We start from the raw sequence: 23,343 nt of genomic DNA on the forward strand, positions 1-23,343 counted from the left end.
GATCAGGCCTTCGCCGTGGCGGCGCCGGCCGGACGCGCGGCCGGGGCCGGGTTCATCACCCCGGGGCGGCCGTCGAGCGTATCCAGCAGCGCGCTGGCTTCCTGCTCCATTTCCACCACGTAGCCGTGAATGCGGCCCTTGAAATAGCGGTGGAACATCAGCGCCGGAATGGCGACGATCATGCCGGTGGCGGTGCACACCAATGCCTTGCCGATACCACCGGCCAGCTGGTTCACATCTCCCACGCCGTGGTCGAGGATGCCCAGGAACATCTGGATCATGCCGATCACCGTGCCCAGCAGGCCCAGCAGCGGCCCGGCCGAAGCGATGGTGCCCAGCGCGTTGAGGAAACGCTCCATGCGATGCACCAGGTGGCGGCCGGTGTCTTCGATGCGCTCTCGGATCTGGTCACGCGGGCGGTTGCGCGCTTCCAGCGCCGCGGCCAACAGCGCGCCCAGCGGCGAGTTCGCGCGCAGTGTCTGCAGGTGGGCCGGGTCGAGCTTGCCGCGTGCCGCCCAGTTGCGCACTTCCTGGCCGAGGCCGGGCGGCAGCACTTCAGTACGTCGCAGGGACCAGAAACGCTCCAGGATGATCGCCAAAGCCAGTACGCCCAACAGCAGCAGCGGCACCATCGGCCAGCCACCGGCCTTGACCAGTTCCCACACGTTTCAACCCTCCGGCCCAACGGCCGCTTGTTCGATCGGCGATAGGATAGCAGCCGACCGCGCCCGCCCAGCGGCATCCCACCAGCGGGATGCGTGGATGCGCTGTTCACGCAGCTGCAGCCCTTGTGCGCCAAGCCATAGGCGGATCGCCCCGGAATCGGCCGTGGCCAGTACCTCTGCCCCTTGCGCCTGCCAGCGCTGGACCACGTCCTGGCGGGGATGGCCGAAACGGTTGCGGTGCCCGGCCGAGACCACCGCCAGCTGTGGCGCCACGGCCTCAACCCACGGCGCGCTGGAGCTGCCGCCGCTGCCATGGTGCGGCACCAGCACCACATCCGCCTTCAGCGCGGCCGGAGATGCCTGCAGCAGCGCCCGCTCGGCCGGCCGGCCGATGTCGTCAGGCAGCAGGACCACGCCATGACGACTGGCGATGCGCAGCACGCAGCTGTCCTCATTTTCGGCCTGGCGGCTGCCCGGCGCCGGGTGCAGGACCTGGAAATGAACCCCGTCCCACTGCCAGCGCATCCCCTGCTGGCAGGGCGTGGCGCCGGCGATGGTGCTGCCGGGTGGCGCCAGCAGCTGCAGACCGGGCAGCTGCCGGCGCAGGCTGGGCAGGCTGCCGGTGTGATCAATATGGTCATGGCTGAGCATCACCTGCCGGGGCGGCCCCTGGCCGAGCGCGCGCAGGGCCGGGACCAGAATGCGTTCGTTGCCTTCGCCGCCGGTCGGCGGCCCCACGTCGTACCAGAGCGCGTGCCGCGCCGTACGCACCAGCACCGCGGTGCCCTGCCCCACGTCGTGCACCAGCAGCTCCAGTTCCCCCTCGGCCGGTGCATGCCGGGCGGGCCACAGCAGCGGCAGGCACAGCAGCAGGCCCACCAGGCCGCCGCCAGCGCCGCGTGGCAGCAGCCACCAGAACACCCCCGCCAATGCCGCCGGTACGGCCCAGCGCGGCGCCTCGGCCAACCACCACATCGCCTGCGGGTGCAACGCCAGTGGCTGCAGGGCCTGCCAACTGAGATCGAACAGCCAGGCGGCGGCACGCCAGGCCCAACGCCCCGCGCCGTCATGCAGCGCGTGCAGGCCGGTACCCAGCAGCGACAACGGCACAACCAGCAGCGTCCACCACGGGATGATCGGCAGATTGACCAGCGGCCCCAAGCGCGCGGTGCCGCCGAACAGGGCCACGCACAGCGGCAACAGGCCGAGGCTGGCCACGCCCTGGGCAGCCAGGAAGCCGCGCAGGCCGCCGCCGACGCCCTCCGGCCCGGTCCGCGGCAGGCACCACAGCAGCCACAGCACGCCGCCAAAGCTGAGCCAGAATCCGGCCGACAACACCGATAGCGGCGCCGGCAGCAGCATCACCATCGCGGCCAGGGCCAGCCCCTGCCCCGCACCCACCGGGCGACGTCCGGCACGGGCCAGTGCCACCAGCCCGATCATCAGCGCCGCGCGCACCGTTGGCAGCGCGCCGCCGGCCGCCACGGCATAGGCGGCTGCGGCCAGCGCCGCGCCCCATGCCGCCGCCTGCGGCCGTGGCCAGTGCCGTCCCAACACCGGGCACAGCCACCACGACACGCGGCACAGCAGTACGCCGAAGCCAGCCACCACGCCCACGTGAAAACCGGAGATGGCAACCAGATGGGTCAGGCCCAGCGCGCGCAGGTGCTCCCAGTCGGCATCGGACAGGCCACGGGTGTCGCCCAGTGCCAAGGCCTGCACGAACCGGGCGGCAGGATGTGCCACCTGCGTGGCGATGGCGTCACTGCTGCGCTCGCGCCAGGCCGGCAGGCCCTGCGCGGGCGCGCGCTCATGCGCAGCGCCCGGGTCGCGCACCGTGCCATTGCCGGAAATACCGCGCAGCAATGCATGGCGTTCGCCATCGAAGCCGCCGGGATTGATCCGCGAGCGTGGCGCGCGCACGCGCAACGACAACTGCCAATGTGATCCCGCACGAACCGCATGGCGCCCGCCGGCCTCGTGCGCTGACGATCCGCGCCATGGGTCGTTCCAGGTGACCTGCAGCCGTTTGCCACGCAGCGCTGGCAGCGTATCGGCCTCATCCACATGCAGCACGAAACGCGTGTAGCCGGGTCCTCGCTGCGGAAGATCCGCGACCCGCCCGCGCACCTGCACATCCTGCGGCGGCGCGCCGGGTGGTAGCTGGCCGTGCAGGGCCCACTGCCCGTGCACTGTTGCCCATGCCAGCCCGAGCATGACTGCAGCCCAGGTGCGGCCTCGCCAGCGCACCAGCCAGCCCGCGCCGCCGGCAACCACCATCGGCACGCTCAGCCACAGCGGCAGCAGCACCGGCATCTGCACGCAGGCCAGCGCGCCCAGCACCAGGCCGGCGGCGCAGCCGGGGCCGAACAGGGCCGGCGCGGAACGTTCGGAAACCATTCCACCAGCCTGCCGCCAGGCGTGACAGGCTGCCTATCGGGGTTTTCCCCGCGTAGCTGTCAGCGCCGGACGGTGCCGCGGTGGAAGTTGACCCTGAAGCTGGCACCGCCGCCGGCGGCCTCGCCGACACTGACCGAGCCGCCGTGATGCTGCACGATTTCCTTCACCAGATGCAGGCCCAGGCCACTGCCACTGCCCGCCGCGCGCAGGCGATGGAACGGTTCGAAGATCGCTTCACGGTCGCTCACCGGAATACCGGCGCCCTGATCGCTGACTTCCAGCAGGCCACGTGCATCCAGGCGCACGCAGATGGTGCCGCGCCCGCCGCCGTGGACGATGGCGTTGTGCACCAGGTTGGCGATCACCCGCCCCAACGCCAGGCTGTCGCCATGGATCCACACCGGCATCTCGGGTGCATCCACTTCGAAGCCGTAACCGGCACCGACCACCAGCGGCGCCAGATCGGCGGCCGCTTCACGCACCAGCAACGCCAGATCCAGCCGCTGCAGTGCGCCGACATTGCGATCAAGTCGCTGCAGGTCAAGCAGGTGCTCGGCAACGTTGCCGAGCCGCGCCACGTCGGTCAGCAGTTGCGACTTCAACTCGCCCTGCGGCAGCTGCGACAGGCGCGCCTGCACCACGGCGATCGGCACACGCAGCTCGTGCGCGGCGTCGGCAAGGAACTTGTCACGCGCCGCATACCCCTGCTGCACCTTGTCGATGGCATCGTTGAATGCTTCCACCAGCGGCGCAACCTCGGTCGACACCAGCTGTGCGTCCAGCCGCGCACCCGGCTGGCCGATATCCAGCTCCTTGGCCTGCTGTGCGGACCGGCGCACGCCGCGCATCGCGCGGTGGATCACGGTCGGCATCACCAGCAGCGTGATCACGATCAGCGGCAGGAAGAACCACAGGCCGATCAGGCGCAGCACCATCAGCGCGCCATCCAGCAGCCCGCCCTTCGGTGCCCCGCCCACCATCACCGTGATGCGCCGCCCATCCTCGTTGCGGATCATCACCCGCGCCACGTCCAGATAGGGCGGCACCAGTGAACCCAGTTCGGTGGCACCCACTGTCGGCAAGCGTGCCAGCAACGGCGCGTGGACCGCAGGAATCGTGCCGCGCTCCAGCCACGTACCCCTGTCATCAACGGCCGCGAACCAGAGGTTGCCGCCGGCCCCGGCATTGAGCTTGTCCCAGCGCGGCTGGTCCAGTTCCAACCGGCCGCCTTCGCTGTGCACGGCTTTGGCCACCGCCTCGGCCGTGAACATGTCCATGCCCCAGGAGTCCTTGTCGCCCCAGGTCAGGATCAGCGCGACCACCGCGAACAACACGGTGAAGGCCTGCGCCAGGAACAACCGCCAGGCCAGGCCAAGCGTGATGGAGCGGATCGGACGGGCCATCTCAGGCCTCCGCCAACAGGTAGCCGACGCCGCGGATCACGTGGATCTCCACACCGGCCCCGGCCTGCTGCAGCGCCTTGCGCAGCTTGGAAATGTGCGCATCGAGCGCATTGGACTGGATCTCATCATCAAAACCGTACACCGCCGCCTCCAGTGCGCTGCGGGTGACAGTGCGGCCCTGGCGCATCGCCAGCGCCTGCAGCACCAGTACCTGGCGCCGGGGCAGCGCCAGCGGCTGGCCCTCCACCTGTGCCTGCAGCGATTCGAAGTCAAATTCCAGCCGCCCCAGATGCAGGCTTGGCGTCACCATCGCCGAGGGCCGCCGCGAGACGGCGCGGATCCGCGCCATCAGCTCCTCGATCGCCACCGGCTTCACCAGGTAGTCATCGGCACCGACATCCAGCCCCTCGACCTTGTCCGACAACGTGCCCTTGGCCGTCAGCATGATCACCGCCAGGTTCGGGCGCAGCGCACGCGCGGTGGCGACGAAAGCCACGCCATCGCCATCGGGCAGCTGGCGGTCGAGCAGCATCAGCTGGTGCACCGGCTCGCGCAGCGCGACCGCGGCTTCAGCCAGGCTGCCGACCACGTCGGCGACCACGCCCTGCCGCTCCAGGCCCGATTGCAGGGCACGGGACAGATCGGGATCGTCTTCGACCAGGAGGATGCGCATCAGGGGCTCGGCTACCGGAAACGGTGCCGATCATAGTGCCTGGCGCCGGGTTTGGGCGCCTTCGCGTGCCGATTGCCAAGGCGCAATGTTCTGACAATGTTGTGCGCGCACCATGCACAGCCATCCCCCGCAAAGTGGCTGATCGATGCCGTCGTTGTCCCCGCCCCTGCTGCGCCCGTTGCTGTTCTCCGCTGCCATCGGCCTGCCGTTGATCGCCCACGCCGCCGACCAGAACCCGGGGGTGCAGGCTGGTATCAGTGCCGGCGCGACCTCAGGGGCGTACGCCCACTACGATGTCAAGCCGCTGGTCGTGCCGTCCATTGCCTGGCAGGGCGAGCGCTTCTTCGCCAGCCCGGGCTCGCTGGGCATGTATCTGTACAAGCGCGATGGCCTGCGCCTGTCGGCGGCGGTCACGCCCTACACGCTGCGCTTCAAGACCGACGATGTGAACGATCCTCAGCTGCGTCGCCTGCACAGCCGGCAGATGTCCGCCATGGCCGGCATCAATGGTGAATACAGCGCCGACTGGGGCATCGTCGAGGCCAGCGTGATGCGCGAGGTCACCGGGCACGGAGGTGGCATGGAGTCGCGCCTGCACTACAGCTATCCGATCCAGGCCGGTCGCTTCACCTGGGTGCCCAAGGTCGGAGTGGTGCACTCCAGTGCGCGCCTGCTCGACTACTACTACGGCATCACCGACGAAGAAGCGCTGCGCTCGGGACTTGCCGCCTACAACCCGGGCAGCGCGACATCACCGAGCCTGCAGATCGCGGTCAGCACGCCCCTGGGCACGAAGTGGCGCGCGACCGGCGTCGTCGCCAACCAGTGGTTCGGCGATGCAGTAAAGGACAGCCCGATGGCCCGTCGCGGTACGCAGACGTCGGCCTTCGTTTCCCTGATGCGCTCGTTCTGATCGAGCGCCCGCAACAGACAAGGACCCCCCATGGCCTCCGTCTCCCCTGCTGCTGAAGCACACGCGATCCTGCGTGCCCCGGACCTGGACAGCGCCGAGCGCGCCTACCTGGGGCTGCTGCCCGACCTGGAACACGTGAACGCGCTGACGCGCCGCGCACTGGGCCTTTCGCGTGCTGCCGATGCGGCACGCGGCTATGCGTTGTCGATGACGCTGGTGGGATTGCGCCTGCAGGAACTTGAGATGGGCGAAGCGACCGCAAAGGAACATCGCCAGGCCACCCTGCGCAGCCTGCGCCAGGCCTTCAGCGCCTGAGCGCAGGCCAGCAACGCTGCCGGTGCTGCAGGGCAGCGGGAAGACTCAGCGGAACGTGGTCCACGCCAGCACTGCCGCCAGCAGGGCCACCCAGATCACCGCCTTGAAGGTACCCTCCAGCATGTTGCCGCCGAACAGCAGCTCGAGGATGGGATTGGGCCGGGAAACCGGAACGTGATCACTCATGCGGCAGCTCCTTGCAGTGACGGCGCGATTGCGCGGTAGACCGGAGTCTACGCCTGCACGGCCCGGATTCATCGCCCCCCGGCCGTCTTTGGCGGTTCAATTCCGGCCTTCGTCGCAGGCCGGCTGCAGCACCCCACATGTCATGCCAGCCTGCGTGCACTTTCCCGCTGGAGCACCGTGCCATGCCGATGCTTGCCCTGATGCTGCTGCTCTCCAGCCTGTTCGGCGCGGGCAACGGGCCCACTGAAGAGGCCCTTCGCAGCCAGATCCTGCTCGCCGAAACCCAGCAGCCGGAAGTAGTACGGCAGGATTGCGGTTCGCCCTCCCTGCTGCTTTACCGGCTGCGCCAGGACCGGGTCCTGAGGCTGGCCAACCAGCCCCTGCAACACGAACCCGGCGTTGCCCAGCCCACGCGTGGTGCGACGGTTCGCGTCGCTCAGCTCTGGGAGCGCGTGGACGGTCACTGGAAGCTGCAGCGGATGATCAGCGTCGAAGACCTGGTCGTGCAACGCTGACCATGTGGCACCGTGGTCGATGTCTGAAACGAAAAAAGCCGGCCCAGGGCCGGCTTCCATCGTGAACCACCGCTGCACCGGCAATGCCGGGAGCCAGGTGGTGGGCGGTACAGGGTTCGAACCTGTGACCCCTACCATGTCAAGGTAGTGCTCTACCGCTGAGCTAACCGCCCATCTTGTTCTTGCCGCCCGAAAGCTGGCCTTGCTACGTAAAAACCCGGCGCCAGGGCCGGGCTTTGCAGTTCACGACAGCCTCCTTCCGGAGACTTCGTGGTGGGCGGTACAGGGTTCGAACCTGTGACCCCTACCATGTCAAGGTAGTGCTCTACCGCTGAGCTAACCGCCCGTTTTTGCTTCTGAACGTCCGCGATTGCGTCGGTGCAGGCCGCGTATATTACGGATGCCGGCCGTGAAGCGCAACACTTTTGTGAAGAAGATGCTGCACCGCCGCGTTCAGCCCAGACTCGCTTCCTTCAGCTGCCGGATCTGGTCACGCACGCGGGCGGCATCCTCGAATTCCAGGTCCTTGGCGTGCTGGTACATCTGTTGTTCCAGCGCCTTGAGGCGGGACGCCAGCTGGGCCGGGCTGAGCGATCGATAGTCACTCCCCTCCTCGGCAACGCCGGGCCTGCCCTTGCCCTTGCCCTTCTTTGCTTCCTTCTCGGCCGCATCGGAGCGCGCCCCCTCCAGCACGTCGGTGATCGGACGTGCCACCGAGCGCGGCACGATGCCGTGCTCCTCGTTGTACTCGACCTGCTTGGCGCGACGGCGGTCGGTCTCATCGATCGCGGCCTGCATCGAACGGGTGATCTTGTCCGCATACAGGATCGCCTTGCCGCGCACGTTGCGCGCGGCACGGCCGATGGTCTGGATCAGCGAGCCGGTCGAGCGCAGGAAGCCCTCCTTGTCGGCATCGAGGATCGCCACCAGTGACACCTCGGGCATGTCCAGGCCCTCGCGCAGCAGGTTGATGCCCACCAGCACGTCGAACTTGCCCAGGCGCAGGTCGCGGATGATCTCCACGCGCTCGACCGTGTCCACGTCCGAGTGCAGGTAGCGCACACGGATACCGTGCTCGGTCAGGTATTCAGTGAGGTTCTCGGCCATGCGCTTGGTCAGCGTCGTGACCAGCACCCGGTCACCGGCCTTGATGCGCGCGTTGGCTTCGCTCATCAGGTCGTCAACCTGGGTCCCCACCGGGCGGATCTCCACCACCGGGTCGATCAGGCCGGTCGGGCGCACCACCAGCTCGGTGATCTCGTCACCGGCCTCGCGGTACTCATAGGGGCCCGGTGTGGCCGACACATAGATGCTGCGCGGGCAGCGCTCTTCCCACTCCTCGAAGCGCAGCGGACGGTTGTCCAGCGCCGAGGGCAGCCGGAACCCGAATTCAACCAGCGTCTCCTTGCGCGAACGGTCGCCCTTGAACATGGCACCGATCTGCGGAATGGTCACGTGCGATTCGTCGATCACCAGCAGCGCGTCGGCCGGCAGGTAGTCGAACAGGGTCGGTGGCGGTTCGCCGGCGTTCTTGCCGGTCAGGTGCCGGGAGTAGTTCTCGATGCCGTTGCAGAAACCGACCTCGGCCATCATTTCCAGATCGAACTGGGTGCGCTGCGCCAGGCGCTGCGCTTCGACCAGCTTGTTCTGCGCGTACAGCTGCTCCAGGCGCTCCTTCAACTCGACCTTGATCGTCTCGATCGCTGCCAGCACACGCTCGCGCGTGGTGGCGTAGTGGGTCTTCGGGTAGACCGTGAAGCGCTGCATGTTGCGCAGCGTCTCGCCGGTGAGCGGGTCGAACAGGGTGATCTTCTCGACCTCGCCATCGAACAGCTCCAGGCGCAGGGCTTCGCTGTCCGACTCGGCCGGAAACACGTCGATCACTTCGCCACGCACGCGGAACGTACCGCGCTGCAGCTCGTACTCGTTGCGCGTGTACTGCAGCTGGGTGAGGTGATTGATCAGGTCGCGCTGGTCGATGCGCTCGCCCTTGGACAGGATCAGGCGCAGCGACAGGTAGTCTTCCGGCGCGCCCAGGCCGTAGATTGCCGACACCGTCGCCACCACGATCGCGTCCGGGCGCGACAGCAGGGTCTTGGTCGCCGCCAGTCGCATCTGCTCGATGTGCTCGTTGATCGAACTGTCCTTCTCGATGAAGGTGTCCGACGACGGCACGTAGGCTTCCGGCTGGTAGTAATCGTAGTAGCTGACGAAGTACTCCACCGCGTTGTGCGGGAAGAACGCCTTGAACTCACCATACAGCTGCGCCGCCAGCGTCTTGTTCGGCGCCATGATCAGCGTCGGCTTCTGCACGTTCTGGATGACGTTGGCGATGGTGTAGGTCTTGCCCGAGCCGGTGACGCCCAGCAGCGTCTGCTTGGCGATGCCCGCTTCGAAGTTGCTGGTCAGCTTTGCGATGGCATCAGGCTGGTCGCCCGCCGGCGAGTACGGCGAGACGAGTTCAAAACGGTCGCTCATGGTGGTGCCAGTTCCCGGGAGTGGTGAGTATACGGGGCATGGAGTGACGGCCCGCTGAGGGGTTTTCGGGCAGGCGGGCGCGGCGGTGCCTGATGGTGAATGCCCCGGCGTACGTCGAGGCTGAAGGCATGTTCCTTCGTCTTCGCCCTGCCCGGCTCCACCGCGGCCTCCATCTGATCGAGCTGCTGATCGCCGTCATGGTGCTATCGGTCCTGCTGGCGTTGGCGTGGGGCCCCTGGCAACGCATGTTGCGGCACTTCCAGGCGGAAACGCTGCGCGCCGAACTGACCGCCAGCCTGTCGTTGGCACGCAGCGCCGCCATCACCGAACGCCGCCGCGTGACGGTCTGCGGTTCGTCGGACGGCATGACGTGTGACCAGGCATGGAGCCAGGGCTGGCGGGTACAGGTCGAACCGGCCAACAGCGCGACCGGTGCCGCAAAGGAACTGCGCGTGCACAGGGCGCGCCAGCGTCATGTCGACCTGCGCACCAGCGATCATCGGCCCGACATACGGTTCCGGCCCGACGGCCGCAATGCCGGCACCAACCAGTCCATCGTGCTGTGCGTGAATGGACAGGAGCACAGCCGCGTCATCATCAGCGTCCCCGGACGGGTCAGGAGCCAACGCCCGCGCAGGCCCACCCTCTGCTGAAACCTGCAATGCCATCGCAGAAACGAAAAAAGCCGCGATTTCTCGCGGCTTTTTCGAATCTGGCGCCCGAAGTTGGACTCGAACCAACGACCCCCTGATTAACAGTCAAGTGCTCTAACCGGCTGAGCTATTCGGGCGGGGTGCGCATTTTAGCCAGCGTTTGGCGGCCAGCGCAAGCCCTTTTTGCAGGTGCGATGCCCAACCGTTACCAGCACTCCGCATTGGTCTTCTTGTCCGGCGTCTTGCGTCCGGCCTGATCCAGCGTCAGCGTGCCGCACACATCCTTGTCCTGGCCGGTTTCCGGCACCGCCTGCAGCGTGTAGGTGCTGGCCGTGGCCTTGCCGTTCAGGGACAGCGTGTAGCGCTTGTTGCCCTGTCGCGGTGACTGGTTGAACGGCAGTGAGAAACCGTCATAGCTGTTCTGCACCGTATGGTAGCGCTCGAGCAGCTGTGCGATCTCGACCAGATCGGCCTTGGCCAGGGCCCGGTTGGTCTTCAGCACATGCCGCTGATAGGACGGCAGGGCCACGGCCGCCAGGACGGCGATCACGGCTACGGTGATCATCAGCTCGATCAGGGTGAAACCGGCTGCAAAGCGGCGGGTTGAGGATGTGTGCATCGGCGCTCTCATGTTCATGGTCATCAGCGGATCTGGCGCCAGGACTGGCGACCGCAGGCACGCTGGCCGTATGCAGTATCCGCGCCCGGAGTGTTGAGCGTCACGATGCACCGGTCAATCGAACCATCAACCGAGCACTTCGGATCGCTGGGGTCGCAGCCCTTGCGCATCGATGTACTGACTTGCGTATCCAGCACAGGAGCCCCGGTCGCGACGTCTCCGCCGCGAGTCAGCGCACCGGCGCCACAGTTCGCACCACACAGCGGGTCGCCCCCCACTTCGTCGGTGAGACCGCCCATCGCCGGCTGGCCGGTGGCCATGTTCAGCCGATAGCGCCAGTTGACGCCACCACCTGTACCGCAGACGGATTGTCCAGGCACGTACGTGGTGAACATCACGGTGCCCCCCTGCAACGTCGGATATCCAAAGAAGCGCTCGCCCTCCACCGTGGTATCAACGATCAGATCAACATACCAGCCACGCTTTGTTGAATAGTCCACCGCATTGCTGGAGATGTCGCGGAATCCCGCGCCATTGGCACTGATCGCCTGCCCCACCAGCGCGTCACGGCTGGAGATTGCATCGCTGAGGTTGTCCCATATTCCGTACAGCGTCTGCACAGGTGAATTACGGGTAACGGCGTTGTCGTCGGCAGTGAAATAACGACCGGTACCGAAGAACAGGCTGACACCCCCACCCGGTCCCGCAGACGTCTGGATCGCGCCGGTGATCGGTTGCGCCACCGCACTGCGCATGGCGGTGAAGAGCGGTGTACCGCTGAGCGACACATTCCATGCCGTAGGATCGCCACCACGCAGATCGAAGCGCCAGATATTGCCCTGCATGTCACCGCCGTACACGGTATCGGCCAGGCTGCTGCTGTTGTGCAGTGCCACCGCAGTGACGTGGTTGAGCCCATTGGCAATAGCGTACTTGCCCCCGCTCGGATACAGCCGCTTGAGTACCTCACCGCTCTGGATATCGACCACATACAGCACAGGACGGCCCGTACTCGAATTGACGCCGTTTCCGAACAGCGCAACGAATCGCGGCGCGCCGTTCGGATCAGTGCCAGCGACAGGTACCACCACCGGCTTGCCGAACGCGAAGCCCATGTCCGATTCGGTCTTGCCGGAAATCTCCCACAGTACGTTGCCGCGATTGAACGCCGTTGGATTGCTGACATCCAGCGCAAACACCGAGCCATTGCCGACTGCCGTGGCGGACGGGCCGCGCGTGGCACCGCCGCCGCCGGTGGTCCCTACCAGTACCGTATGCCACGCCTCGCCGTAGTGGACGTCGGATGCCGTCAGTCCGCCGTCAACGTAGTAGCGATGGCCATAGGCAGGGTTGGCCAGTTCGGCCATGTGCTGCAGCGACGTGGAGGGAATGTAGGCGAACTGTTCGGTACCGGCAGCCGCTCCGGTGCCGGCATTGAATCCGTGCAGCATGCCGTCGTTGGCCCCGACATAGACCATCGACGGGGGGCCGCCAGACGCAGTCTTCGATGTCAGATAGGCCTTGTAGCGGGTACCCAGTGTCGTCTTCCAGCCTATCCCACCCTGCTCCTTCCAGGATGCATAGCCGTAGTCATCCCGGGTGGAAACAATCTCGACGCTGGAATTGACGATGTCGCCAAGCAGTACGCTGCGCGGACGGAACCCGCTGACCGGTGAACCACGCAGATAACTGACGAGATCGGCAACCGTATGCGAACCGAACCAGTTGGGAATGGTATTGAGCCCCAGGTTGCCCAATTTCTCGGCGCGGTCGCGGCCGGGAATGTTGTCCGCAGTGAAATCGGCCGCTGCTGCAGCAATCAACTGATTGGACTTGTCCACGAAGGTCGGCGCAGTCGACATCACAATACTGCGGCCCGAGGCGCTCATCCTGGTCGACGCCCGCCAAAGCTCGGGACCGACTCCACCATTGGAGAGGGTCTGACGGGCGATAAGATCGCCAGTCCAGTCATTGGATCCCGACGGAACCGTGTAATGCGCCGAGACCGTGAAGGAACCTGCATTGACCCGCGCTCCAGTGGCGCTGCCCCCCACCGGCGCTTCGCCCGCGGCAGCACTGTCGAAGATCGACTCCAACGCCGATTTCAGCTTGGCCGGGTTGCGCGCCAGGAAGTAATTGTCCGGAACGCCAGGCACCTTGCTGTCCCACTTCTTGCCAGCAGGCACGCCGTACTTGGCGGCGTACCACAACGGGCTTTCCAACTGATTGGCCTGGCCGCTTCCCAGGCGGTAGCGCAGGACAATGGCACCGGTCCATTCCGCCGGCGGAGCGGAACTGGTCGTCAGCACCGAACCGTTCTTGTCGCCGGGCCGCAGTACCAGACGCTGCACGTTGTCGGCCGCGTTCGAACCCACGATCGTGTAGCCGGTGAGCATCGCGTTGCCGGCATAGGCAGAAAGATTCTCAATGCGGACCAGCACCTCATCGCTGCCCACGGTATTGCGTACAGCATTGTTGCTGCACTCCGCACTGCTGGAGCGCCAGCAGATGTTGCGGAAATTCGTGTTGTCGCCGTCGTTGCAGGTAGCGCCCACGCAGTAGCTGAGCATGGAGACCACGTCGTTGTCGTGGTCATTGCCCCACAACGAGTCTTCCCATACCAGCGAGAAACTGCCAGCCTTGCCGTCTGCGCGATAAGTTCGTCCATAGACGAAGTTCGGCGAGACCGTAGACTGTTTGGTGCCGATACCAACAGAACCGAGGAAGCAACTGCGCCAGCCATTGCTGGTGATCTTTGCCGAACCGGTATTGTTGGCCTGGCACAGTGGGGCCAGGGTGATCTTGCCGTTGCCCACCGGAATCTCGAACTTGGGCAGGCTTTCAGCCATGGCCACGGTATAGGTGGTCGCAGTGAGCTTGTAGGTATCCGGCTTGTTCTGCACGCCCGGACGAAGGTCGGTCTCGGCCGCGGCTTTTGACAAGCCCGCCATCAGGTAGCTGCCTTCCGTGGAAGGTACATCCGGGCAGATGCCACGCACCAGCGACAGGCCAGTAACCTTGGCCGCGCGACAGATGTCCTCATGGGTATTGATCGAGGCATAGCGCTCGGTCAGGCCGACACGGCCAGCCATGTAACTGCCGCCAGTAATGCCTTCAAGATTGCCGATCGCATCCGTTGCCGACGCCGCAGTCGCCAGGCCATTGATCGACCCGATGTTGTCGCTATCGAACGACGGCAGGCCTGAGGACATCACCAGGATGTTGCAGGTGGCGCAGTAGGAGTTGCCGCCATCGTTCGGGGAGCGGTAGGGATCCTTCCAGGCAACCGCATTGGGCAGCCCGCTCAGGTCTCCGGACGCACTGTAGATGCCCTTGGTTTCACCCTTGATGTAGCGCACAGCTTCGGCATACATCTCGGCCAGAGGGTTGCCCCAGGCACTGCACTTCTTCGAGGCATTGCCCGGGTCGGTCAGATTACCTCTGTCACCGAAGCCCTGCCGGTTGAGGATGCTGTAGTCGTTGCAGTCATTCCAGTTGTTGCTCCAGTTCCACTGATCGATACGGAAGTTGGAGATGGTATTGATGATGCCCTCCGCACCACCGGACAAGCTGTTACAGAACTGACCATTGGACAGGTTGATTTCGTCGCCGGCCGCACAGAATCCGGTGCCGTTGCCTGCGATCTTTCCGATGTTCCGCCGCACCACGCCACCATCGCGCGGATTGACATAGGTGCCCGTGACCAGGCCAAAGCGAAGACGGCCGCTTTCACCATACGACTGCAGCAGGCCAGCCGGTTTCAGGTAGTCCCTGGTGCCATCGTTGTACTTGCGGCAGAACGCCTCCGGGAAAGCTCCGCTGCCATTGGCGCAGACCTCAACCCGGACATTGAAGTTGGTGGCAGAGCCAGGTGAATCGGCCTTGCCTTCGTCGCTTCGGCCGGTGATGCACTGGCGGCTGGCCGTGGCCGCCCACTCGCCCCAGTTGCCAGACGCAGCGCGCATCAGCGGTGCACCACCGGATTCGATGGTGGCGTTGCAGAAGGACATGGTGGTCTTGTAGGGGGTGAAACTGTTGATATCACTGCCGCTGTATACCTTTACCCACGCGTGCAGATCGTTGGGGATCTGCGCGCGCTCCAGCACAGTGCTGGCGGCGCTGTCGGTGATGCGATGACCGCCGTAGAGCACGTAGCGCATCACGTCCAGGCGGCTCATCGTTGCCCAGTTCAGGAAATTGCCGGACCAGGTCCCACCGCAGCTGTGCTTCCAGGTGCCGCTGGCCTGTGCACTGGCCTTGAACTGGCCGCTGGCATAGGTGTAGCAGAGGTTCGAATCGAAGTAGCCGGAGTAATCGAACTTGTCCTGGTAAGTGGTGTCGAGGGTGCCATCCTCATCCAGGTCGCTGTAATCGCTGTAGGCCTTGTTGAACAGCTGCTCGTCGCGCGACATCACCATCATCATCAGCGGCGGCTGGGTCTTCTTGCTGTACAGCGGCTCCTGCGCGATGTCGTAGTCACCGATCGCGGCGAGCAGCGGGTAGACCAACGCACCCACGCCAACCAGCGCGGCAACGGCGGCGCCCGCGCGCAGCCAGGGAGTCGAGACCATGCGGGAGAAGCGGCGCGAAATGTTCATGGAATGAAGATCGTGTCGATGACAGCGCTGGAAGAAGGATTGGCCGGGTCGTCACTGGCCAGTACGGTGATCTGGTAGATGTTTTCGGTCTCTTCGTTCTTCCGGCCCCCGAGGCCAGTTCCCCCGCCACCCATGACGCATTTATCAAGTCGCCGGGTATGGATTGCCGCAGCCGTGGTCTTGCCATCGGCCCAGGTTGCCGGGTCGAATACCGGACTGCATTCTTCTTGGTTGGCCTCGAAAACGCTGCCGCTTTCGATGGCTGTCTTGATTGCCGCCTCCTGGGTACGCACGTCGGCTTCAGCGTTCTGGAAGGCCTGATTGGAACGCAGGTAGTTGGCCGCCATGCGCTCCTGCATACCGGTGACCTGCATTCCGGCGATGCCGATAAGGGCCAGCAGAATCAACATGATCAGGGCGACATACAGCACTGCGCCACGCTGCTGCCGGCGTGCTGTGAAGGAAGGAAGACGCGGGCGTGTGTACATGCGAGCCTCAGTTGCCAAAGAGGCGGTTGCGAAGGGCGATGGTGGTTTGGTAGACAGCGCGCATGCGACCGTCTGCCGGCGCCGTGAACGTCACGCCCAGCGAAGTGAGCGCAGCGTTCTGGTCGGCCTGCGGCGCCGCCGATGGATCCGGGCTGGACATCACCAGCCCCAGCTGCACGGCGCCGACGCGACGCCAACCATTCGCGGCCGGATTGGTAGAGCCCTGCACCGTTTCCGCAGTGCCCTGGCGATCAATGAAACCGGTTGGATAAACGTCGGTAAGCCCGCGGTCCTGGCCATACAACAACTGCATGTTTTCTACGCCCTCCACCAGTGCCTCCGGCGCACTGGCCACCAGCGCGCCATTGGGGATGGCGGTGAAGCGCACGCGATACAACGAAGAACGGGCAATGGCGGCGTCATAGCCGATGTAGTACAGCGCGCTTTCTGCACGGTGCAGCATCGCCTGACCGGTGGTAACCGGACGGGTGAAATTCCCTACATTGTTCGGCGCGTCACCAAAGGTGACGGTGCCAGCGCCCTTGTCCACCGCGCGCGCCTGGAAGATTGTGACGCTGGCGCAGTCGGCCGCACCATACAGCCCCGGGTTGGAGACACCACTCTGCAGTACTGCAAGGCGCGTTTTGTCAAAACTGAAAACCGGCTTGCCTGGAACGCCGCCAATGGCGGTGATCGGTACGCCATCCGGCATCAGGTAACGCAACACCACGATGTCACTGCCATTGACCCGATTGGGCATGGCCGCAGCAAACTCGGCGGGCAGCGCCGGCTTGTAGCCGGTTCCGCCAGTTGCCGGCGTGGCTGACAGGGTAACCGCCGCGCCCGGCGCCGTCGCGGTAGCTTCAAAGCCCTGGATCGACGTCTGGAAGTCCAGCGCCGGATGCGGAGCCGTTGCGAAGGTACTGAACAGCGAGGCATTGTCCGGTGCATTTCGTCCCTGGTCATTGACACAGCCGAAATGCCCAGCCATGCGAAGTTCGCGCTGCAGGGCATCCATCGCAAAGCGACTGTTTTCCTGCACCCGCGCCAGGCCATCGGACAGCTGGTAGGCCGCCCTCGATGCTGCAAACACCTGCACCACGCCGAGCATGACGATCACACCAATGGCCAGTGCGATCATCAGCTCAACCATCGAAAGACCCGACATGCGTCGGGATGAAGAGCATGTGGTGCGCATCACAAGCCGCTCCTGGCAGTGAACGTGGTGTCACCGGCATCGGTATTCCAGCGCTCATCTCCCCAGCTCACGCTGACCGAGTACTGGTCACCGTTCCGGGTTACTTTTCCCGTGGCTCCGTCGCCCAGCGCCTTGCCCAGGCGGCACCTCCAATCCAGGGTGAAGGCATCCTTGCTGATGTCCTTGCCCGTGGGAGGTACGCAGTTCTTGCTGGACGTGGTCGCGGTGTAGTCGCCGACATAGACCGGCGCCCTCTTCCGATTCACTCGCAACTGATCCAGCATCTCGTAGGTCAGATTGGTCGCCTGGGTGCGGTAGTTGGCACTCTGGACGAAGCGTACGTTCATGGTCTGCATCAGCGCGAAACCGAGCAGGCCTACGCCAAGCACGAGAATGGCGATCAGCACTTCGATCAGACTGAAGCCCCCTTGCACGCCGCGCGGGGAACGGGATCGGGACGGCCTCACTTGCAATCCTCCTTCAACAGCCGGACCTGTCCGGTCGGCGAAATGCGCAACGTTCGTTGCAGCGGTTGCTTGCCGCAGGCGTCCGGGCGCAGGGTCAGGTCCAGCGACGCGTTGGCGCGGTTGCGACCACGCGGGTCAAAACCCACGGACAGATCCGGCGTCCCAATCGTAGTCAGCCCAGGTCGGCCGGCACTGTAGCGGAGCACGGTCTCCCCAGCGCTCAGCGCACCATCTCCATTGGTGTCCGCCCAGACCAACCAGCCGTCGGCCCAGCTTTTGCCATCGCATGTACTGCCCGCAGACGACGCACAGACACCCGCACCGCGACGGTTCTTGACCGCCTCGCTACGGGCCAAGGCCAGTGAAGCGATCAGCTCGTTGCTCGCGGTAGCGATGCGATTGGATCGCAGGGTGCTCTGGAAACTGGGAAAAGCGATCGTCGCGAGCACGGCCAGGACCATGATCGTGATCATCAACTCGACCAGCGTGAAGCCGTTTTGCCGGCGCAAAGACATTGGACGCTCCCCAGCGTGTTGATGGCCACGATGGGCCATCGCCCTGCCACCGGCAAGCGGCGGCAGGATGAACGGTCAATCCGGGGCGACGGGCGTCAACGCCTTGACGACCCGCCCTCCCCTACCTGTCCCGGCGCGATCCCCATCGCGCCGGCGCGGGCTCAGGCCAGCACCTGGTAGCAGGGCTGGTATTCGCCGGAGATCTTCATCCGGCGCTGCTCGACGAAGGCACGCAGCAGCCCGTCCAGGGCCTGCATCATGTCCGGGTCGCCATGGATCTGGAACGGGCCGAACTGCTCGATGCGGCGCATGCCGTCTTCCTTCACGTTGCCGGCGACGATGCCCGAGAACGCCCGGCGCAGGTCGGCTGCCAGCGCGTGCGGGGCACGCCCGTGGTGCAGATCCAGCGCGGCCATTGCCTCGTGGGTCGGCACGAACGGCTGCTGGTACTCCCACGGAATCTCGATCGACCAGTTGAAGAAGAACGAGTCCTTCTGCGCCAGGCGGTGCTCACGCACACGCTTGATGCCGTTGGCCATCTTCTTTGCCACTGCCACCGGGTCGCCGATGACGATCTCGTAGCGCTCGGCGGCCGCGTCGCCCAGGGTCAGGCGGATGAAGCGGTCGATCTGCTCGAAGTACGGCGCTGCCACCGTCGGGCCGGTCAGGATCAGCGGGAACGGCAGGTCCTTGTTTTCCTCGCGCAGCAGGATGCCGAGCAGGTACAGGATCTCCTCGGCGGTACCGACACCACCGGCGAACACGATGATGCCGTGGCCGATGCGGACGAAGGCCTCAAGGCGCTTCTCGATGTCCGGCATGATCACCAGGTGGTTGACGATCGGGTTCGGCGACTCGGCCGCGATGATGCCCGGCTCGGTCAGGCCGATGTAACGCGTCACGGTGCGGCGCTGCTTGGCATGGGCAATGGTGGCGCCCTTCATCGGGCCCTTCATCGCGCCCGGACCGCAGCCGGTGCAGATGTCCAGGCCGCGCAGGCCCAGCTCGTAGCCCACCTGCTTGGTGTACAGGTATTCATCGCGCGAGATCGAGTGGCCACCCCAGCACACGACCAGATTCGGGTCGCCCGGGTTGAGGATGCGCGCGTTGCGCAGCAGGCCGAACACCGCGTTGGTGATGCCCTCGGACGATTCCAGCTCGGCCGCGTAGGCCGGGCCCATCTCGATGGCCATGTAAGCCAGGTCACGCACCACGGCGAACAGCAGTTCGGCGACGCCGCGGATGATCTCGCCATCGACGAAGGCCATCGCCGGTGCGTTGACCAGGTCGATGCGCACGCCGCGATCCTGCTGCGCCACCTGGATGTCAAAATCGGGATACAGATCGCGTGCCGCGCGCGGATCGTCAGAGGCACTGCCGCTGGTCAGCACGGCCAGCGCGCAGCGGCGCAGCAGCTCGTGCATGCCGCCGGCAGAGGCATCGCGCAGGCGGGCCACTTCGGCCCGCGACAGCACATCCAGCCCACCGCGCGGGTAGATCCGCGCGTCCTGCACCGGCAGTGCACGGGCTGATTTTTCGTTCGTGGTCATGTCCAATTTTTCGCTTCCTTCAAGGTTTCCGACTGTACTGCCGCCCCCTTAAAAAGCAAAACGGCCGGGAAGCCCGACCGTTGGATGTGTGCTTCCCGCGTTCGCCTTTCCGGGACCGCATCGGCGGCGTTGGCACCGCGCACATTTCTGGATGCTACGCCGATGCCTGGTGACCTGCAAGAACTTTCGCCTGAACGGAAAACGGCCGGGTTTCCCCGGCCGTTTTCACTTACTGCTTCAGGCTCTGACGGATCAGAACTTGTACTTCACGGTCAGCTGCATCGACCAGCGCGACACGGCGGTGTTGCCCTTGTCGTTGTTGTTTTCCTGGATCGACGAGTTGTCGGTACGGCCAGTGAAGTTGTACAGGTACTTGCCGGTAGCCGGGTCGATACCCGAGTAGTTGGCAACACGACGGGTGGCGTAGAAGCCGTAATCGTCGATCAGACCCCACTTCTTGTTGAGCAGATTGCCGACATTCATGATGTCCAGCGCGATCTCGCCCTTGTGGGTCTTCGCGAAGCCCGGGAACTCCTGGCTGATGCGGACATCGAAGCTGTTGACCCACTTGGCGCGGTGCGCGTTGGCCGGGACCACGCTGCCACGGTAGGCATCGAGCTCCGGGTTCTGCGCCAGCCACTCGAAGAACTTCTTCTCCATGTCGGCACCGCCGGTGAAGATCACGTCGCCCGGGCCCTTCGGCACGTAGAACAGATCGTTGGTGCCTGCGCCGTCGCCGTTCACGTCGTTATAGAACACGTAGCTGTACGGACGACCCGAACGGCCTTCATAGAACAGGCCGACGCGGGTGGCGTTGTCACCGAAGAAGTTGTGCTTCCACTCCAGGGTGCCGGTGATACGGTCCTTGATCGCGTAGCGCGAGTTGTACGCAACGTTGTCGTTGGCGTTCAGGCTCAGCGTGTTGTTCCAGTTCGAGGTGTTCTGCGAGCTGGACAGCGGGCTCACTTCCTTCGCCTGGGTATAGGTGTAACCCAGCGACCAGCCCCAGTTCTCGGTCAGCGGCTTGGCCAGCGAGAACGTAGCCTGGGAACCACGACCCTTGTCGGTGTTGCGCAGCAGGATCACGTCGCCGATATCACCCGGACGGTTGACACGATCGCTCGGGCAGGTCTGATCGGTGGCCGAGCAGGCACGGCCATTCTTCTGGCCAGCCTGCATGCCGTTCGAGCCAGCATTGGCACCGTTCATGCCGTAGTCGTTCCAGTACAGCGCACGGCCGTCCTGACCAACCGAGCGGTTGGCGTTCGGGGTCATGACGTCCAGACGATCGAAGTACAGACCATCCTTGACCTTGGTCACCAGCAGCTCGGCCGAGGCCACGATGCCGTACCACGGCAGCTCATGATCAAAGGCCAGGTTGGCCTTCCACACCGACGGCAGGCGGGTGCCCGGGGCGATCAGGTCGACGTTCTGACGGGCCGACGCGAGCGACGGATTCGGAATGAACGGATTGTCCGCATCGAAGCTGAAACCACCCGGATTACGGGTCAGGTTGTACTCGGAGTAGTTCAGGCCAGTGTTCTGGTAGGCACCTGCCAGCCACACATTCGGGGCAGCACCGCCAAACAGGCCCACGCCACCGCGCAGCTGGGTCGGGCGATCGCTGTCGAAGGTGTAGTTGAAGCCGACGCGCGGCTGGAACAGCTTCTTGTCGACCAGCTTGGTGTTGTTGAAGCCGTACAGCTGTTCGATGCGCGGGTTGTACAGGCGCTGGGTGCTGAAGTCCGGCATGTCAACGCGGACACCGAACATCAGGCTCAGGTTGTAGTTGATCGCCCAGGTATCCTGGATGAACAGACCCGTGTTCTTCAGGTGGAACTTCGCCGGAATGTCATCCAGGCTGCCACCAGCACGCGGCACGCGCACCTGGTACGCGGACGGGGTGCCGGCTTCAAACGCAGCCAGGTTGGCGAATTCGTACGCACCGTACAGATTACGGCCGTAGAAGTTCATCAGGTCGTTGTCGGTGTAGTCGAAGCCGAACTTGACGGTGTGGTCACCGACGTACCAGGTACCGGCACCGAAGGCGCTCAGTTCCTTCGACTCGACCAGATTGGTGTGGGTGTTCTGCTCGGTACCCAGGTACAGCGAATTGTTGTTGTCGAAGCGGACGCGGATCTGCGGCAGGTGCGAAGCAGCAACACGGTTGGACGAGTAGTCCTTGTGCGAGACCTTGAACTCGGTCGAGAAGTTCTCGGACCAGTCACTGAACAGTTCACCCATCCAGGTTTCATACTCGGTCGGCTGGGTGTACCAGAAGTCGCTCAGCGAAATTTCGCTGTTGCTGACCTTCGGGAAACGCACCACGTCCTGCTTCATCTTGTTGTAGCGCAGGGCCGCACGGTGGTTCTCATTGATGTTCCAGTCCAGCTTGACCGCGTACTCTTCGATCTCGGTCTTGTTGTTCAGCGCACCTACGCCGCCGACCTGATAGCCAAGATCGGACATACGCTTCTGGACGCGGGCGATATCAGCGTCGCTGATGCCGCCAGCCTTGTTGTACGGGCTTTCGCCAAGGCTGACACCGCCGCCGCTACGCTCATACTTTTCGTAGTTGGTGAAGAAGAACAGCTTGTCCTTGACGATCGGGCCGCCGAAGGTCATGCCGTAGGTCTTCTCGTCCTTGAAGCCGTTGAAGTCCTGCTTGTCACCTTCCAGGCGCGAACGGACCATGTCCTTGTCGCGGTACGAACCGTACACGGTGCCGTGGAATTCATTGGTACCCGACTTGGTCACGGCGTTGATCACCGCACCGGTGCCACCGGCGATGGTGGTGTCGTAGTTGGCCAGGTCGATGTTGATTTCCTGGATGGCGTCCATCGACACCGGCTGACGCTCGGTCGGCAGGTTGTTGGAGCCCAGGCCGAACGGATCGGAGGCGCTGATGCCGTCGATGCGGATGGCGTTGTAACGCGTGTTCTGGCCACCGGCCGAGATCGCGCCGTCAGCCTTGCTGACCTGCGAGATGCGCGGATCCAGGCGGATGTAGTCCTGGATGTTGCGGTTGGCCGACGGCAGCGCGTCCATCGTTTCGCGGGTCACGTTGGTGCCGCTGCCCATCTTGGTGGCGCTGAACAGGTCCAGGCCGCCAGCGGTGGCGACAACGTTCACGGCGTCCAGGTTGGTGGCGGCCAGGTCGCCGCCGAGGCTGGCGTTGACCGTGTTGACCTGGTTCAGGTTCAGGAAGACACCCTCTTCGGTCTTGGTGCCTTCACCGGACTTGGTGATGGTGATGGTGTACGGGCCACCCACGCGCAGGCCGCGCGCGTTGTAACGACCCGACGCGTCGGTGGTGGCACGCGAAACGGTGCCCGACTCGGTGTGGGTGATGGTGACTTCAGCGCCAGCGACAGGCTGGCCTGCAGAGGACATCACCTGGCCGCCGACACCGGCAGAGGTGCTCTGGGCGAAGGCGGGAGCGGCGGCGAGCGCAGCCACGAGACCAAGGGTGAGCTTGGACATCCGGAGTGGGTGGGTCATTTTTCGGTAGCCTCGATGCGAGTTGGCGATGGCGGAAAAAAAGCGCATCCAAACAGCCCTGCGGGTGGCTGGTCGGACATTTATCTGGGGTTCCCTACCGCTTGGCTGAAGGAAGCCACAACGGTTAACACTAGATTAACACGCTACGCCATCAATGTGACGGTTGTGCGACAAACGGCACCGGATCGCAACGCAATCGTGACGGG

The 23,343-nt window shown here is 64.7% G+C and carries 18 protein-coding genes and 3 tRNA genes; 4 read left to right on the plus strand and 17 right to left on the minus strand.

Annotated elements, in window-relative coordinates:
* Positions 1-2 precede the first annotated feature (2 nt).
* The 4 genes from AC13GF_RS00065 to AC13GF_RS00080 are packed head-to-tail and all read right to left on the minus strand — an operon-like array spanning position 3 to position 5,141.
* Positions 3-665, minus strand: coding sequence for a MotA/TolQ/ExbB proton channel family protein (locus AC13GF_RS00065; protein ID WP_483002633.1), 663 nt, complete (start codon positions 663-665; stop codon positions 3-5).
* Positions 666-668: 3 nt separating this feature from the next.
* Entirely contained in the window at positions 669-3,065 is a 2,397-nt protein-coding gene (locus tag AC13GF_RS00070; RefSeq protein ID WP_483002634.1) for a DNA internalization-related competence protein ComEC/Rec2, read from the minus strand.
* Between the two features lie 59 nt (positions 3,066-3,124).
* The gene (locus AC13GF_RS00075; RefSeq protein WP_483002636.1) at positions 3,125-4,468 is read right to left on the minus strand and encodes a sensor histidine kinase; all 1,344 of its coding nucleotides are present in this window, start codon (positions 4,466-4,468) and stop codon (positions 3,125-3,127) included.
* Between the two features lies 1 nt (position 4,469).
* A complete protein-coding gene (locus AC13GF_RS00080) occupies positions 4,470-5,141 on the minus strand; it encodes a response regulator transcription factor (protein ID WP_483002638.1) in 672 nt (223 codons plus the stop codon).
* A 145-nt stretch (positions 5,142-5,286) separates the two neighbouring features.
* Here AC13GF_RS00080 and AC13GF_RS00085 point away from each other — a divergent pair, with 145 nt between their 5' ends.
* Positions 5,287-6,054, plus strand: a complete 768-nt coding sequence (locus AC13GF_RS00085) for a MipA/OmpV family protein (RefSeq protein ID WP_483002640.1) — start codon at positions 5,287-5,289, stop codon at positions 6,052-6,054.
* Positions 6,055-6,084: 30 nt separating this feature from the next.
* Positions 6,085-6,369: a hypothetical protein gene (locus tag AC13GF_RS00090; protein ID WP_019337170.1), complete on the plus strand. Its 285-nt coding sequence runs from the start codon at positions 6,085-6,087 to the stop codon at positions 6,367-6,369.
* 45 nt (positions 6,370-6,414) lie between these two features.
* Here AC13GF_RS00090 and AC13GF_RS00095 read toward each other — a convergent pair whose 3' ends face one another.
* On the minus strand, positions 6,415-6,555 hold the full coding sequence (locus tag AC13GF_RS00095; RefSeq protein WP_010486087.1) for a hypothetical protein: 141 nt from the start codon (positions 6,553-6,555) through the stop codon (positions 6,415-6,417).
* 182 nt (positions 6,556-6,737) lie between these two features.
* Here AC13GF_RS00095 and AC13GF_RS00100 point away from each other — a divergent pair, with 182 nt between their 5' ends.
* On the plus strand, positions 6,738-7,070 hold the full coding sequence (locus AC13GF_RS00100) for a hypothetical protein (protein WP_483002641.1): 333 nt from the start codon (positions 6,738-6,740) through the stop codon (positions 7,068-7,070).
* A 98-nt stretch (positions 7,071-7,168) separates the two neighbouring features.
* On the opposite strand, the gene AC13GF_RS00105 is transcribed toward AC13GF_RS00100, so the two are convergent.
* The 3 genes from AC13GF_RS00105 to uvrB form a co-directional block, all read right to left on the minus strand.
* A tRNA-Val gene (locus AC13GF_RS00105) sits at positions 7,169-7,243 on the minus strand.
* Between the two features lie 98 nt (positions 7,244-7,341).
* Positions 7,342-7,416 (minus strand) — tRNA-Val (locus AC13GF_RS00110).
* Positions 7,417-7,523: 107 nt separating this feature from the next.
* Complete coding sequence (gene uvrB, locus AC13GF_RS00115; protein WP_295558283.1) at positions 7,524-9,548, minus strand: excinuclease ABC subunit UvrB; 2,025 nt, start codon at positions 9,546-9,548, stop codon at positions 7,524-7,526.
* Positions 9,549-9,640: 92 nt separating this feature from the next.
* Between uvrB and AC13GF_RS00120 the strand changes: the two genes are divergently transcribed.
* On the plus strand, positions 9,641-10,201 hold the full coding sequence (locus AC13GF_RS00120; RefSeq protein ID WP_483002643.1) for a GspH/FimT family pseudopilin: 561 nt from the start codon (positions 9,641-9,643) through the stop codon (positions 10,199-10,201).
* A 60-nt stretch (positions 10,202-10,261) separates the two neighbouring features.
* Here AC13GF_RS00120 and AC13GF_RS00125 read toward each other — a convergent pair.
* The 9 genes from AC13GF_RS00125 to AC13GF_RS00165 all read right to left on the minus strand — a co-directional run bounded on the left by AC13GF_RS00125 (position 10,262) and on the right by AC13GF_RS00165 (position 23,137).
* A tRNA-Asn gene (locus AC13GF_RS00125) sits at positions 10,262-10,338 on the minus strand.
* A 68-nt stretch (positions 10,339-10,406) separates the two neighbouring features.
* Positions 10,407-10,820 carry a type IV pilin protein gene (locus tag AC13GF_RS00130; protein WP_125893533.1) on the minus strand — a complete coding sequence of 138 codons (414 nt, stop codon included), beginning with the start codon at positions 10,818-10,820 and terminating at the stop codon, positions 10,407-10,409.
* 23 nt (positions 10,821-10,843) lie between these two features.
* Positions 10,844-14,998 (minus strand): pilus assembly protein, encoded by a 4,155-nt coding sequence (locus AC13GF_RS00135; protein ID WP_483002644.1) that lies wholly within the window; start codon positions 14,996-14,998, stop codon positions 10,844-10,846.
* Positions 14,999-15,414: 416 nt separating this feature from the next.
* Entirely contained in the window at positions 15,415-15,906 is a 492-nt protein-coding gene (locus AC13GF_RS00140) for a pilus assembly PilX family protein (protein ID WP_483002646.1), read from the minus strand.
* Positions 15,907-15,913: 7 nt separating this feature from the next.
* Positions 15,914-17,104: a PilW family protein gene (locus AC13GF_RS00145; protein ID WP_483002647.1), complete on the minus strand. Its 1,191-nt coding sequence runs from the start codon at positions 17,102-17,104 to the stop codon at positions 15,914-15,916.
* Positions 17,104-17,571 (minus strand): type IV pilus modification protein PilV, encoded by a 468-nt coding sequence (pilV, locus tag AC13GF_RS00150; protein WP_483002649.1) that lies wholly within the window; start codon positions 17,569-17,571, stop codon positions 17,104-17,106. The genes AC13GF_RS00145 and pilV overlap by 1 nt, the downstream gene beginning before the upstream one ends.
* A complete protein-coding gene (locus AC13GF_RS00155; RefSeq protein WP_483002650.1) occupies positions 17,568-18,086 on the minus strand; it encodes a GspH/FimT family pseudopilin in 519 nt (172 codons plus the stop codon). Before AC13GF_RS00155 ends, pilV begins: the two co-directional genes overlap by 4 nt.
* Positions 18,087-18,247: 161 nt before the next feature.
* A complete protein-coding gene (gene ppnN / locus AC13GF_RS00160; RefSeq protein ID WP_049436550.1) occupies positions 18,248-19,636 on the minus strand; it encodes a nucleotide 5'-monophosphate nucleosidase PpnN in 1,389 nt (462 codons plus the stop codon).
* 252 nt (positions 19,637-19,888) lie between these two features.
* A complete protein-coding gene (locus AC13GF_RS00165; protein WP_483002651.1) occupies positions 19,889-23,137 on the minus strand; it encodes a TonB-dependent receptor in 3,249 nt (1,082 codons plus the stop codon).
* Between the last annotated feature and the right edge of the window lie 206 nt (positions 23,138-23,343).

The sequence above is a fragment of the Stenotrophomonas sp. 22LJNL06-5-1 genome, from assembly GCF_056861455.1.